General features: G+C 66.5%; 13 protein-coding genes. 10 read left to right on the forward strand and 3 right to left on the reverse strand.

Annotated elements, in window-relative coordinates; all coding sequences use genetic code 11:
• The 8 genes from ISS20_RS19395 to ISS20_RS19430 form a co-directional block, all read left to right on the forward strand.
• Positions 1-1,013, forward strand: a 1,013-nt coding sequence (locus ISS20_RS19395; RefSeq protein ID WP_291438680.1) for a carboxyl transferase domain-containing protein, incomplete at its 5' end; no start/stop codon positions are given.
• Between the two features lie 12 nt (positions 1,014-1,025).
• Positions 1,026-1,904, forward strand: coding sequence for a dienelactone hydrolase family protein (locus ISS20_RS19400; RefSeq protein WP_291438682.1), 879 nt, complete (start codon positions 1,026-1,028; stop codon positions 1,902-1,904).
• Between the two features lie 10 nt (positions 1,905-1,914).
• The gene (locus ISS20_RS19405; protein WP_291438683.1) at positions 1,915-2,838 is read left to right on the forward strand and encodes a prolyl oligopeptidase family serine peptidase; all 924 of its coding nucleotides are present in this window, start codon (positions 1,915-1,917) and stop codon (positions 2,836-2,838) included.
• Positions 2,835-3,353, forward strand: a complete 519-nt coding sequence (locus ISS20_RS19410) for a DinB family protein (protein ID WP_291438684.1) — start codon at positions 2,835-2,837, stop codon at positions 3,351-3,353. The genes ISS20_RS19405 and ISS20_RS19410 overlap by 4 nt, the downstream gene beginning before the upstream one ends.
• Positions 3,350-4,132: an enoyl-CoA hydratase/isomerase family protein gene (locus tag ISS20_RS19415; RefSeq protein ID WP_291438686.1), complete on the forward strand. Its 783-nt coding sequence runs from the start codon at positions 3,350-3,352 to the stop codon at positions 4,130-4,132. The genes ISS20_RS19410 and ISS20_RS19415 overlap by 4 nt, the downstream gene beginning before the upstream one ends.
• 16 nt (positions 4,133-4,148) lie before the next feature.
• Positions 4,149-4,868, forward strand: a complete 720-nt coding sequence (locus ISS20_RS19420; RefSeq protein WP_291438688.1) for a DUF4126 domain-containing protein — start codon at positions 4,149-4,151, stop codon at positions 4,866-4,868.
• The gene (locus ISS20_RS19425) at positions 4,869-6,917 is read left to right on the forward strand and encodes an acetyl/propionyl/methylcrotonyl-CoA carboxylase subunit alpha (RefSeq protein WP_291438690.1); all 2,049 of its coding nucleotides are present in this window, start codon (positions 4,869-4,871) and stop codon (positions 6,915-6,917) included. It begins immediately after the preceding gene.
• Positions 6,918-6,980: 63 nt separating this feature from the next.
• Entirely contained in the window at positions 6,981-7,901 is a 921-nt protein-coding gene (locus ISS20_RS19430; protein WP_291438692.1) for a glyoxylate/hydroxypyruvate reductase A, read from the forward strand.
• Positions 7,902-7,926: 25 nt separating this feature from the next.
• Here ISS20_RS19430 and ISS20_RS19435 read toward each other — a convergent pair whose 3' ends face one another.
• From ISS20_RS19435 to ISS20_RS19445, 3 genes are all read right to left on the reverse strand, one after another.
• A complete protein-coding gene (locus tag ISS20_RS19435; protein ID WP_291438694.1) occupies positions 7,927-8,955 on the reverse strand; it encodes a tripartite tricarboxylate transporter substrate binding protein in 1,029 nt (342 codons plus the stop codon).
• Between the two features lie 81 nt (positions 8,956-9,036).
• Positions 9,037-9,885 carry a 3-keto-5-aminohexanoate cleavage protein gene (locus ISS20_RS19440; RefSeq protein WP_291438696.1) on the reverse strand — a complete coding sequence of 283 codons (849 nt, stop codon included), beginning with the start codon at positions 9,883-9,885 and terminating at the stop codon, positions 9,037-9,039.
• On the reverse strand, positions 9,882-10,880 hold the full coding sequence (locus tag ISS20_RS19445; protein ID WP_291438698.1) for a 3-hydroxyacyl-CoA dehydrogenase NAD-binding domain-containing protein: 999 nt from the start codon (positions 10,878-10,880) through the stop codon (positions 9,882-9,884). Before ISS20_RS19445 ends, ISS20_RS19440 begins: the two co-directional genes overlap by 4 nt.
• 110 nt (positions 10,881-10,990) lie before the next feature.
• On the opposite strand from ISS20_RS19445, the gene ISS20_RS19450 reads away from it, so the two are divergent.
• The gene (locus tag ISS20_RS19450; RefSeq protein ID WP_291438699.1) at positions 10,991-11,908 is read left to right on the forward strand and encodes a LysR family transcriptional regulator; all 918 of its coding nucleotides are present in this window, start codon (positions 10,991-10,993) and stop codon (positions 11,906-11,908) included.
• A 108-nt stretch (positions 11,909-12,016) separates the two neighbouring features.
• A partial coding sequence (locus ISS20_RS19455) for a hydroxymethylglutaryl-CoA lyase (RefSeq protein ID WP_291438701.1) occupies positions 12,017-12,795 on the forward strand: 779 nt, incomplete at its 3' end.

The following is a 12,795-nucleotide window of genomic DNA, read 5'->3' on the forward strand; positions in this document are numbered from 1 at the left end:
GCGATGAATCGATCATCGTCAAGAACCAGGGCACGATCTTTCTGGGCGGCCCGCCGCTGGTCAAGGCCGCTACGGGCGAGGTCGTCACGGCGGAAGACCTGGGCGGCGGCGACGTGCACACGCGCCTGTCGGGTGTGGCCGACCACCTGGCGCAGAACGACATGCATGCGCTGCAACTGGCACGCAATGCCGTGCGCAATTTGAATAAAAACAAGCCGCAGGCGCCCGCAGATCATGCGCCGGTAGCTCCTAAATTCGCAGCAGACGAGCTGTACGGCGTGATCCCTGTGGACACGCGCAAGCCGTTTGACGTGCGCGAGATCATTGCGCGCATCGTGGACGGCAGCGAGTTCGACGAGTTCAAGGCACGCTACGGCACCACGCTGGTTACAGGTTTTGCGCGCATCGAAGGGATGATGGTCGGCATCATCGCCAACAACGGAATTCTGTTCAGCGAGTCGGCCCTGAAAGGCGCGCACTTCATCGAGCTGTGCTGCCAGCGCAAGATCCCGCTGGTGTTCCTGCAGAACATCACCGGTTTCATGGTCGGCCGCAAGTACGAGAACGAAGGCATTGCCCGCAACGGCGCCAAGATGGTCACGGCCGTAGCCACGGCCAGCGTGCCCAAGTTCACCATCATCATCGGCGGCAGCTTTGGCGCGGGCAACTACGGCATGTGCGGCCGCGCGTACTCGCCGCGCTTCCTGTGGATGTGGCCCAACGCGCGCATCAGCGTGATGGGCGGCGAGCAGGCGGCCGGTGTACTGGCCACCGTGAAGCGCGATGGCATCGAAGGCAAAGGCGGCCAGTGGAGCATGGAGGAAGAAGAAGCCTTCAAGGCCCCCATCCGCCGCCAGTACGAAGACCAGGGCCACCCTTACTACGCCACCGCGCGCCTGTGGGACGACGGCGTGATCGACCCGGCCGACACCCGCCGTGTACTCGCGCTGGGGCTGGCCGCCACGCGCAACGCGCCGATCGAAGACACCAAGTTCGGTCTGTTCCGCATGTAAGGGGCTGCTGAGATGCGCGTGTCTTATGGACTGGCTTGGGGTGTTGCGTTGGCGGTGCTGGCCGGTGCCGCGCATGCACGGGTGGTGGAGGAGCAGATCGATGTGCCTGTGCAGATCAAAAACCCCTGGGGCAAGCAGATCGCCCAAGACATCCGCGTGACGGTCTGGTCCGACGACACCAACCCCCGGCCTGCGCCGATTGCGCTCATCAACCACGGTCGCGCACCGGATGTGCAAGGCCGGGCCAGCCTGGGGCGGGCGCGCTACACCGATGCGTCGCGCTACCTGCTGCGCCGTGGCTTTGTGGTGGCCGTGCCGACCCGCGTGGGCTATGGCGTGAGCGGTGGTGAGGATGTGGAGGACACGGGGGCCTGCAACAACCGCAACTACCCGCCAGGGTTCGACGCTGCTGCCGTGCAAATGCTGGCCGCCCTGAACGCCGTGCGCCAGCGGCCCGACGTTGCGCCCGACAGGGTGCTGGTGGTCGGGCAGTCGTTCGGTGGCGCCAGCACGGTGGCCTTGGCCGCGATGAATCCGCCCGGTGTGGTGGCGGCCATCAACTTTGCAGGCGGCAGTGGCGGTGACCCCAAGGGCCGGCCCCAGAACCCCTGCTCGCAGCCTGCGCTGGAGCGCACCTTTCAGACCTACGGTGCGCAGGCCAAGGTGCCCATGCTTTGGATCTACACCGAAAACGACATGTACTTCGGCCCCCAGTTGCCGCGCCAGTGGCATGCCGCGTTCACCAAGGCGGGGGGCAAGGCGGGCTTTGTGCAGTTCCCTCCGCATGGTGAAGATGGGCACTCCCTTTTCACGCGTTTCCCGCAAGTGTGGCAGCCCGCCGTTTCCGAATTTCTGGATACGAACGGGTTCCCAACCCCTGCTGGGCGTTGACCTGGGTGCCATGACGTTTGCCACCCACCTCTTCCCCCGCAAGGCCTTCGCCGCGTTGGCCCTGGCCGGTGCCTGCGCTGGTGCTGCATGGGCCCAGCCGGCCGCTGAGGCGCCTGTAGTGCTGCAGCAGGTGGAGTTGCCTTTGCCTTCCGGCGCCGTGCTGCGTGCCCATTGGTGGCCTGCGCCCCAGCCATCAGTGCATGCCACTGCGTCCGCACAGCCGGCCGTGCTGGCGCTGCATGGCTGTGGTGGTCTGTATGCCAAGACGGGTGTGCTGTCTTCCCGCTACAGGGAAACCGCCGAGACGCTGCATGCCGCAGGCTATGCCGTGCTGATGCCCGACAGTTTCGGATCGCGCGGGCTGCATGACGTGTGCCAAACCCGCTACCGCGACCGCACTCTGGGCGTGAACGATCGCGCGCAGGATGCGCGCGCTGCCCTGGTGTGGCTGGTCGCACAGCCCGGCGTGGATGCGCAGCGCATCGGCGTGATGGGCTGGTCCAACGGCGGCACCACGACGTTGAATCTGCTGGTGCAGCGACACTCCGACCTCCAAGAGGGCGAGCCGCCACTGGCTGGCGCGGCGGTCTTCTACCCTGGCTGCGTGCCTTTGCTCAAACGCCAGGCCGTGGCAGAGAGTGTTCCGCTGCTGATGCAACTGGGCGCACTGGACGACTGGACCCCGGCCCAACCTTGCGTGGAATGGGCCGCCGCACTCCAGGCCCGCGCGGGCAGCGATGTCACCGTGCATGTGTACGAGGGCAGCTACCACGGCTTTGACGGCACAGCGCCCGTGCGTCTGCGCGGCGATGTGCCTAACGGTACCTCAGTACAGGGGGTGCACCAGGGCGGTAACCTGCAGGCGCGCGCAAAGTCGCTGGCCGCCCTGCAATCGTTCTGGAGCCGGGTGCTGGGCACGCGGAAGGCGCCATGAACCCCATCCAGCATTTCAGCCAGCTTGCACGCTACAACCAGTGGGCCACGGACCGCCTCCTTGATGTCGTGGACACCTTGCAGGAGGCAGACTACCGGCGCGATGTGGGACTGTTCTTTCGCAGCATCCACAGCACGCTCAACCATCTGCTCGTGGGCGAGCATTTGCTGTGGTTTGTGCGATTCTCGCAAGGCACCTCGCCCAAAGTAGCGCTGGATGCTGAAGTGGAGGCTGACCGGAAGGCACTCGCGCTGCGCCTGCAAGAAGGTGCGGCCCGTTGGGCTCCGCTGATCGCAACCTGGCCTGCCGAGCGCTGGAGCGGCACGCTGGACTACACCACCATGCGCGGCACGGCGGCATCTCTGCCCTTTGCCGCCACCCTGGCCCATGTGTTCAACCATGGCACCCACCACCGGGGCCAGATCACGGCCGCACTGACCGCCCTGGGCCAGCCCTGCCCTGAGTTGGACCTTGTCTATTTCCTGCAGGCCGAACAGGCCGGAACCATCCCATGAGCAGCAACCTGCAAATCACTTACCAAGGCGCCGTGGCGCGCATCACGCTCACACAGCCCGAAATCCGCAACGCCTTCAGCGATGAGGTCATTGCCGAGATCACCGCCGCCTTTCTGGAAGTCGGAGGGCGTGCCGACGTGCGCGCCGTGGTGCTCGCCGCAGAAGGCCCTGCCTTTTGCGCCGGTGCCAACCTCAACTGGATGCGCCGCATGGCCGACTACACGCGCGACGAAAACATCGCCGACGCGGGCAAGCTGGCCGAGATGCTGCGCGTGATCTACGAATGCCCCAAGCCAACCATCGCCCGCGTGCAGGGCGATGTGTACGCCGGTGGCATGGGCTTGGTGGCCGCGTGCGACATGGCCGTGGCCGTGGACACAGCAGGCTTTTGCCTCAGCGAGGTGAAGCTGGGGCTCATCCCCGCCACCATCAGCCCCTATGTGATCCGTGCCATGGGCGCACGTGCTGCGCACCGGTACTTCCTCACCGCTGAGCGTTTTGGCGCGGCCGAAGCCTTGCGCATTGGCTTTGTGCATGAGGTCGTGGTCGCAGACCAGCTCGACACCAAGGTGGACGAACTGCTCAAGGCCCTGACCAGCGCCAGCCCCAACGCTGTGCGCGTGTGCAAGAAGCTGGTGATGGATGTGGCAGAACGGGAGATCAACGCGGGCCTGATTGCCGCCACGGTGCAAGGCATTGCCGAGATTCGTGCGAGCGACGAGGGCAGGGAAGGCGTGCAGTCGTTCCTCAATAAGCGCAAGCCCAACTGGTTGGGCTGATCGGTACAAGCAGGCCATGGACACCCTCTGGTTCAACATCGTGCAGTGGCTCCACACGCTGGGGCTGCATGTGGATGGCGGCACCGCGCGCGCCGTGGGCGACGCGGCAGCCACGGCCACGGCGCGGCTCGACATGCCCAGCCTGCTGGCACTGGCCGCTGCACTGGGCTGGGCCAGCGGGTTTCGGCTGTATGCGGTGGTGTTCCTCGTCGGCATGATGGGTGTGCTGGGCTGGATGCCCCTGCCGCCCGGCCTGGCGATGCTGCAGCACCCGCTGGTGCTGATGGTCAGCGGCTTCATGGTGATGGTGGAGTTTTTTGCCGACAAGGTGCCCTGGGTGGACAGCGCCTGGGACGCCATCCACGCTTTCATCCGCGTGCCCGCGGGCGCCGCGTTGGCCTATGGCGTGTTTGGTGCCGACAACGCCACGATGGCTGTGGTGGCGGGGCTGCTGGGCGGATCGCTCTCGGCCACCGCCCTGGCCACCAAGATGACCACGCGGGCGGCGGTGAATACGTCGCCGGAGCCTTTTTCCAACTGGGGCCTGTCGTTCTTTGAAGATGGCCTGGTGGTGGCTGTGGTGTGGCTGGCCACGCAGCACCCGGTGGCTTTCGGCATCGCGCTGGTCGTGATGGTGGTCGTGTCGTTGCTGCTGCTGGTGGTGCTGTTCAAGTTTTTGCGCGCCGTGGTGCGGCGCTTGTCTTCTTTATTTTCTGGTTCTGCCAAGGTGGCTTAAATGTTCAAAAAGATTCTGATTGCTAACCGGGGTGAGATCGCGTGCCGTGTGGCCGCAACTGCCAAGCGCCTGGGCGTGAAAACTGTCGCCGTGTATTCCGATGCGGACGCCAACGCTAAGCATGTGGCCGTGTGCGACGAAGCCGTGCATATCGGAGGCAGCGCGCCCAAGGACAGCTACCTGCGCTGGGAACGCATCATCGAGGCTGCCAAGGCCACGGGCGCGCAGGCCATCCACCCTGGCTACGGTTTCCTGAGTGAGAACGAAGACTTTGCCAAGGCTTGTGCCAACGCGGGTCTGGTCTTCATCGGCCCGCCTGCCAGCGCCATCAATGCCATGGGGCTGAAGGCCGAGTCCAAGCGCCTCATGGAGCAGGCCCAGGTGCCCCTGGTGCCCGGCTACCACGGGGCTGACCAGGACCCGGCTCTGCTGCAACGCGAGGCGGACCTCATTGGCTACCCCGTGCTCATCAAGGCCAGCGCGGGCGGCGGTGGCAAGGGCATGCGCGCCGTGGACAAGGCCGAGGACTTTGCCGCAGCGCTCGACTCTTGCAAGCGCGAGGCCATCAACAGCTTTGGTGACGACGCGGTGCTGGTCGAAAAATATGTGCAGCGCCCGCGCCACATCGAGATCCAGGTGTTTGGCGACACGTACGGCAACTGCGTGTACCTGTTTGAGCGCGACTGCTCGGTGCAGCGCCGCCACCAGAAGGTGCTGGAAGAAGCGCCCGCTCCCGGCATGACGCCCGAGTTGCGCGCCCGTATGGGCGAGGCCGCAGTGGCTGCCGCGCGGGCGGTGAACTACGTGGGCGCGGGCACGGTGGAGTTCATCGTGGAGCAGCCCGGCGGCTACGATGCGCCCGAGCAGATGAAGTTCTACTTCATGGAGATGAACACCCGCCTGCAGGTGGAGCACCCCGTGACCGAGGCCATCACCGGGCTGGACCTGGTGGAGTGGCAGTTGCGCGTGGCGTCGGGCGAGCCGCTGCCGCTCCAGCAGGACGACCTGCGCATCACAGGCCACGCCATCGAGGCCCGCATTTGCGCCGAGAACCCCGACAACAACTTCCTGCCTGCCACGGGCGCGCTCAATGTGTATGCGCTGCCCGAGTGCGTGACGTTTGAACGAGCGAATGTGAGCGACACAGGTGTCGCGGTGCGTGTTGATTCCGGCGTGCGCCAGGGCGATGCGATCAGCCCCTTCTACGACTCCATGGTGGCCAAGCTCATCGTGCATGGCGACACGCGCGAACAGGCCCTGGCGCGGCTCGATGAAGCGCTGGCGCAGACCCACATCGTGGGCCTGGCCACCAACGTGCAGTTCTTGCGCCGCGTGGCGCGCACCGATTCGTTTGCCCGTGCGCAGCTCGATACCGCGCTCATCCCACGCGAACAGGCCGTGCTGTTCCACCAGGAGCCCGTCGGCCTGCCGCTGGCTTCCGCAGCTGCCGTGGCGCAGACCTTGCTGAATGAGCGCGCCACCGAAGGCGTGGACCCGTTCAGCCGCCGCGATGGTTTCCACACGCATGGTGTGGTGCAGCGCCGGTTTGAGTTTGAGTTTGGTGGCGAACATGCCAAGGCCTGGCTGAACTACGAGCGTGGCGGCAGCCTGCACCTGACGGTGGGTGAGGGAGAGCACGCCGTGGCCGGACCGCTGGTGTTTTCCGCTAAGGCCGAAGGCATTGAACTGCAGTTTGCCGGCCAGCGCACGCGCGCCGCGGTCTATGCGCAAGGTGAGGTAGACCACGTGTTCACCCCGCTGGGCGCCACGCAGATCACCGCCATCGACCTGCTGGCCCACGCGGGCGAGGCCGCAGCTGAAGGTGGGCGCCTCACCGCCCCCATGCCCGGCAAGGTGGTGTCGTTCGCCGTGAAGGCGGGCGACAAGGTCGCCAAAGGCCAGCCCCTGGCGGTGATGGAGGCCATGAAGATGGAGCACACCATCGCCGCCCCGGCCGACGGTGTGGTGCAGGAGCTGCTGTACGCGCCCGGCGACCAGGTCACCGAAGGGGCCGAGCTGCTCAAGCTGGTGGCGGCCGAAAAGGCCTGATCGGCTCCAGGGCGCCCTGCAGGTGACAGCGCGAGGTGCCCGATGCGGCTACCCTTAGGCGCCATGAAAATCACTTTTTGCTGTACCGACACCAAGGCCGACCCTTGGCTCCAGGGCCTGTCCGCCGCATTGCCTGGCGCTGATGTTTCCGTGTGGCAACCGGGCGCGCCGCAGGCCGACTACGCCGTGGTCTGGGCGCCGCCCCAGCAGTTCATGGACGAGCAGCCGGGCCTCAAGGCGCTATTCAACATCGGCGCGGGTGTGGATGGGTTGCTCAAGCTGCGCCTGCCACCCCATGTATTGGTGGTGCGGCTGGACGATGCGGGCATGGCCGTGCAGATGGCCGAGTACGTGAGCCATGCGGTCATCCGCCACTTTCGGGAGTTTGATGGCTACGAGGCTGACATGGCCGCCGGCCGTTGGGGCTACCGCAAGCCCCGAATGCGCAGCGATTTCCCCATCGGCGTGATGGGCCTGGGCGTACTGGGCGAACGTGTGGCCAAGACGCTGGCACTGTTTGACTTTCCCATCAACGGCTGGAGCCGCAGCCCCAAGGCCATCGATGGTGTGCGCGCCTTCACGGGTGCGGAGCAGTTCAACGACTTTCTGGCCGCCAGCCGCGTGCTGGTCAACCTGCTGCCCCTCACACCTGACACGACCAACGTCATCCACAAAGACACGCTCGCCCGCCTGTTGCCCGGCGCTTACGTGATCAATGTGGCGCGCGGCGCGCACCTGGTGGACGAAGACTTGATCGCCGCCATAGGCGGCGGCCACGTGGCGGGTGCCACGCTCGATGTGTTCCGCACCGAGCCGCTGCCCGCAGGCCACGTATTTTGGAACCACCCACGCATCACCATCACGCCCCACACTTCGGCGCGCACGCTGCGCGACGAAAGCATTGCGCAGATTGCGCGCAAGATGGTGGCACTGGAGCACGGCGAGGCCGTGGCGGGTGTGGTGAACCCCGCACGCGGCTACTGAGCCAGAGAACCCCGACGCGCGGTGTTCAATCCACCGTCACGCCAGCATCGCGCACCAGCTTGCCCAGGCGCTGCGCGTCGGCCTTGATCAGTGCACCAAAGTCGGCCGCGCTGCCCGCCACCACCGGCGTGCCGATGGCTTCCCATTTGGCGCGGAAGGCGGGCTCCTTGAAGATGGCGTTGACCGTGGCGTTGAGCTTGTCGATGGTGGCCTGCGGTGTGCCTGCGCGCACTGCAATGCCGTGCCAGCCCGTGATCTGGTAGCCCGCAATGCCAGCCTCGGCCATGGTGGGTACGTTGGGCAGGACCTTGGCACGCTCGCTCGACGTGACGGCCAGCGGGATGAGTTTGCCCGCCTGGATGTGGGGTAACGAGCTGCCGACGATGTCGAACATCACGTTCACTTGCCCGCCGATCAGGTCGTTGAGCGCGGGGCCTGCGCCCCGGTAAGGGATATGCCCCATCTTCACGCCCGCCGTGGTGTTGAACAGCTCGCCCGCCAGGTGCTGAGGTGTGCCGTTACCGGCAGACGCGTAGCTCAGCACTGGCTTGCCGGCCTTGGCCATGGCCAGGAACTCGGCCAGTGTCTTGACGCCCAGCGAGGGGTGCACTTCGAGCACCAACGGGAACGCCGACAGCTGGATCACCGGCGCCAGATCGGTCAGCGGGTTGAACGGCATGCTGGCGTACAGCGACGGGTTGACCGCCATCGGGCCGCTGGCGGCCAGCAGCAGGGTGTGGCCGTCGGCCGGGGCCTGCTTGGCGACCTCGGCGCTGCCCGTGTTGCCACCAGCACCGCCCTTGTTGTCTACCACCACGGTCACGCCCAGGCGGCTTTGCAGCTCGGGCTGCAGCATGCGGGCCATCAGGTCGGTGGGGCCACCGGGTGGGTAGGGCACCACAAAGCGGATGGTCTTGCTGGGGAAAGCGGTGGCGGTCGACTGTGCGGCGGCCTGGCCCGCCAGGCCTAGGGCCAGGGGGACGGCAAGGGCTGCGTGCAGCACGGTGCGGCGGGTGGCGCGGGGCATGCGCGAGGAAATTGGGCGGTGTTGCATGTCTGTCTCCTGGGGGATGGATAAAGCCCGTCTGCTGCGGGTTGATGTCAATGGATAGGGCGCGCTGTCGGGCGGGGCAGCTCAGCCTGCGCCAAAACGCTGCCGGATATCGGCTGCGGTGGCCAGCGGGCGGCCCAGCGCGGCGGCGGCATCGACGGCCTGGCGCACCAGCGCGGTGTTGTCGGGGGCCACGCTGCCGTCCTTGCACAGCAGGTTGTTTTCAAAGCCGACCCGCGCATGTCCTCCAAACAGTGTGGCGGCAGTGATGCAGGTGTTTTCTGCAGCACCAAAGGCGCACACGGCCCAGGGCTCCGGGCCTTGGTGGGCAGCCAGGAAGGGCAGCAGATCGCGCGGGCTGGAGGTCTGCCCCGCGCTGTAGCGGCCCAGCACAAACAGCAGGAACCACGGCGCATCGGGCACCACGCCACTGGCGCGCAAGGCCTGCCAGCGGCGCAGGTCGGCCACGTCGTACAGGATGACCTGCACCATGGTGCGGCGCTGCGCCAGGTCTGAAAAGAAGCGCTGCAAACCGGCTTCGCCGATCTCGGACTTGTCGATTTCGCGCAGGCCGATGGACACGGCCTCGGGTTGCAGGGCCTCCACCATGGCGATCTGCGCGGGGGCCTGGTACACGCCTGCGGCTTCGCTGGTGATCTGGATGACCATCGCGTCGCCCACAGCCTGGCGCACCACGCGCTGCGCCTCGCGGTAGCCCTCCACATCAAGGCTGTGGCGGCCTTGCGCGTCGCGGATGTGCATGTGCAGCATGGCCGCTCCCGCGTCCAGGCAGGCCTTGGCCGTGGTGGCCAGCGTGGCCGGTGTGATGGGCACGGCCAGATGGTCGGCAGGCTGCTTGTAGGCGCCGTTGGGCGCCACGGTCACGATCAGTGGGTCGGCCCACTGGCTGGGGGTGGCGGGCGATGCACTCATGCGCGGGCTCCGGTGGTCGATGGGGTGTCAGTCGATGAGGTGTTGGTGGGGGCCTCGATGGTGGGCAGCTCGCTGGCCAGCAGGGCCAGGCCCTGGCGCAGCAGAGTGTCGTAGCGCGCGCGCTCGGCCAGCTTGCGGTCTTCGGGCCAGTCGAAAAAGCCCTTGCCGGTCTTCATGCCGAGCTGGCCCTGGGCCACCTTGTCGCGCAAGGCCTGGGCGGGCACGTCCGTGTTGGACAGCGTGGGGTACATGGTGGCTGCGGCGGCGGTGTGCACCTCAATGCCTGCATGGTCGCGCTGCAGCACCGGGCCTGCAGCGAGGAACCGGAAACCAAAGCCGAAGCGCACGGCGGCGTCCACGTCCTCGGGCGAGGCAATGCCTTCGTCGATGAGCGCAAACGCCTCGCGCGACAGGGCGTGCTGCATGCGGTTGGCCAGAAAGCCCGGCTTGTCCTTCTTGACCAGCACTGGCACGCTGCCGCAGCCGCGCATGAAGGCGTGCAGCCAGGTGCCCAGCTCCGGGTCGCTGCGCTCGCCCAGTACCACCTCCACCAGCGGTACCAAGTGCGCGGGCATGAAGAAGTGGAGGCCCAGCATGCGCTGGGCCGTGGCCAGGCCCTGCGCGATGGCGCTGATGGGAAAGCCCGAGCTGTTGCTGGCCAGCACGGCATTGGGGGGCGCTACGGTTTCCAGCAGGGCAAACAGCTTTTGCTTGGCGGCCAGTTGCTCGGTGATGCATTCGACCACCAGCACCACGCCGTTCCAGTCAACGTCCTGCAGGCTGGCGCATACCTGCACCGCGCCGGCATGGGTGGCCTGGCCTGCGGCGGCAAGCTCTTGTGCAATGTGGGGCAACAGGTAGTCGCGGCGTGCGGCGTGGGGGTCCACCACCGTAACCTGCGCGCCGCCCCGTGCCAGGACCACGGCCACATCGGCCCCCATGGTGCCTCCGCCCACCACCACGGTGCGCGCGTTGCGCGGCGTGTTTTTCTCCATCGTGTCTCCTTGTCTTTTTCAAGAGGCTTCAGCGTTGTGCTTGCGTTGAAATCAGTCTAGGTGGCCCGCATTGCGCGGTCCAGACGTCTTTTTCGATAGACTGATCGGCTATGAAGATCAATTGGTCCGCCCGCGAGGTGGATGTATTCCTGTCGTTGGCCGAGACGCTGAGTTTTCGGCGCACGGCCTTGCAGATGCACCTGTCGCAGTCGGCGGTATCGGGCACGGTGGCGCGGCTGGAGGAGATGCTGGACGTGCGCCTGTTTGAGCGCACCACGCGCACCGTGCAGCTCACGCTGGCGGGCGAGGTGTTTGCCGAGCAAGCCCGCTTTTTGCGCCACCAGATGGAAGAGACCGTGCGCCGTGTGCAGGAGGTGGCGCAGCTGCAAGTGGGCCGCATGGCGCTGGCGGCGCTGCCGTCGCTGGCGGCCGGTGCCGTGCCGCGCGCGTTTGCCCGGTTTGCGGCGAAGCACCCGGGCGTGCAGCTGGAGTTGTTTGACAGCCTGGCTGGCCCGGCGTTTGACATGGTACGGGCCGGGCGGGTGGACTTTGCCCTCACGGCTGCCAACCCCGCCTATGCCGACCTGGACTACACCCCGCTGGTGTCCGATCGCTTTGTGCTGCTGATGGGGCGCACGCACCCGCTGGCCCGAGGGCGCAGCGCCATTGCCTGGGCGGATGTGGCCGAGCTGCCACACGTCTCCATGCCCGCAGGCACCAGCGTGCGGCAGTATGCGGAAGAGGCCTTGCTGACCCATCGCATCCGTTTTGCGCCGCGCTATGAGGTGGAACACCTGGCCACCATCGCGGCCATGGTGGCTGCGGGGCTGGGCGTGAGTGCGTTGCCCGAGCTGGCTGCTCAGGTGGTGCGCAGGCCCGAGGTGGTTGCGCGCCCGCTCAAGGCGCCGGTACTGCACCGGCCCATCGGACTGATCACCCTGCGCGGGCGCCCCCTGTCTCTGGCTGCGCAGGAGATGGTGGCCTTGCTGCGGCAAGAGGTGGAAGGTGCTGGCACGTCGGGCGGCTGAACGAGCGGCTGATGGCACGTCCGGCGAATGGTCTGGCAGGATATGGGGTGGCCTTGGCGGCACACACGCCGGACAATCCAAGATTGATCTCTTCACCTGGTAGCCCCCATGAGCATCCCTTCCCGCGTCCGCCTCATCGACGTTGGCCCCCGCGACGGCCTGCAGAACGAAAAGACCCCGGTGCCCGCCGCCGTGAAGATCGAGCTGGTGCACCGCCTGCAGCAAGCCGGCCTGAAAGAGATCGAGGTCACCAGCTACGTCAGCCCCAAGTGGGTGCCGCAGATGGCCGACAACCACGAAGTGATGGCAGGTATCACCCGCCAGAGCGGCGTCGCGTATTCGGTGCTCACGCCCAACCTCAAAGGTTTTGAGGCGGCGGTGCTCGACAAGCCCGATGAGATCGTGGTGTTTGGCTCCGCCAGCGAGGCCTTTAGCCAGAAGAACATCAACTGCACCATTGCCGAAAGCATCGAGCGGTTTGCGCCCGTGGTGCAGGCCGCGCTGGCCGCCGGCATCCGCGTGCGCGGTGCCATGAGCTGCACCGTGGGCTGTCCGTACGAGGGTGACATTGCGCCCGAGCGCGTGGCGTACCTCGCAGGCCTGCTCAAGGGCATTGGCGTACAGCGCGTGGACGTGGCCGACACCATCGGTGTGGGCACGCCACGCAAGGTGCAGAAGGCGCTGGAGGCGACGCTGCAGCACTTTGGCATTGACGATGTGTCGGGCCACTTCCACGACACCTACGGACAGGCGCTGTCCAACACGCTGGCCGCGCTGGAGCTGGGCGTGTGGAACTTCCAGTCGTCCGTGGCCGGGCTGGGAGGCTGCCCTTATGCCAAGGGCGCCACCGGCAACGTGGCCACCGAAGACGTGGTGTACATGCTGCA

The organism is Acidovorax sp. (genome assembly GCF_016783915.1).
Taxonomy (GTDB): Bacteria; Pseudomonadota; Gammaproteobacteria; order Burkholderiales; family Burkholderiaceae_C; genus Acidovorax.

What these genes read in the sequence shown, in the direction of transcription:
- ISS20_RS19400 (WP_291438682.1), top strand. Translation starts at nt 1,026, where the DNA reads ATGCGCGTGTCTTATGGACTGGCTTGGGGTGTTGCGTTGGCGGTGCTG.
- ISS20_RS19405 (WP_291438683.1), top strand. Translation starts at nt 1,915, where the DNA reads ATGACGTTTGCCACCCACCTCTTCCCCCGCAAGGCCTTCGCCGCGTTG.
- ISS20_RS19410 (WP_291438684.1), top strand. Translation starts at nt 2,835, where the DNA reads ATGAACCCCATCCAGCATTTCAGCCAGCTTGCACGCTACAACCAGTGG.
- ISS20_RS19415 (WP_291438686.1), top strand. Translation starts at nt 3,350, where the DNA reads ATGAGCAGCAACCTGCAAATCACTTACCAAGGCGCCGTGGCGCGCATC.
- ISS20_RS19420 (WP_291438688.1), top strand. Translation starts at nt 4,149, where the DNA reads ATGGACACCCTCTGGTTCAACATCGTGCAGTGGCTCCACACGCTGGGG.
- ISS20_RS19425 (WP_291438690.1), top strand. Translation starts at nt 4,869, where the DNA reads ATGTTCAAAAAGATTCTGATTGCTAACCGGGGTGAGATCGCGTGCCGT.
- ISS20_RS19430 (WP_291438692.1), top strand. Translation starts at nt 6,981, where the DNA reads ATGAAAATCACTTTTTGCTGTACCGACACCAAGGCCGACCCTTGGCTC.
- ISS20_RS19435 (WP_291438694.1), bottom strand. Translation starts at nt 8,955, where the DNA reads ATGCAACACCGCCCAATTTCCTCGCGCATGCCCCGCGCCACCCGCCGC.
- ISS20_RS19440 (WP_291438696.1), bottom strand. Translation starts at nt 9,885, where the DNA reads ATGAGTGCATCGCCCGCCACCCCCAGCCAGTGGGCCGACCCACTGATC.
- ISS20_RS19445 (WP_291438698.1), bottom strand. Translation starts at nt 10,880, where the DNA reads ATGGAGAAAAACACGCCGCGCAACGCGCGCACCGTGGTGGTGGGCGGA.
- ISS20_RS19450 (WP_291438699.1), top strand. Translation starts at nt 10,991, where the DNA reads ATGAAGATCAATTGGTCCGCCCGCGAGGTGGATGTATTCCTGTCGTTG.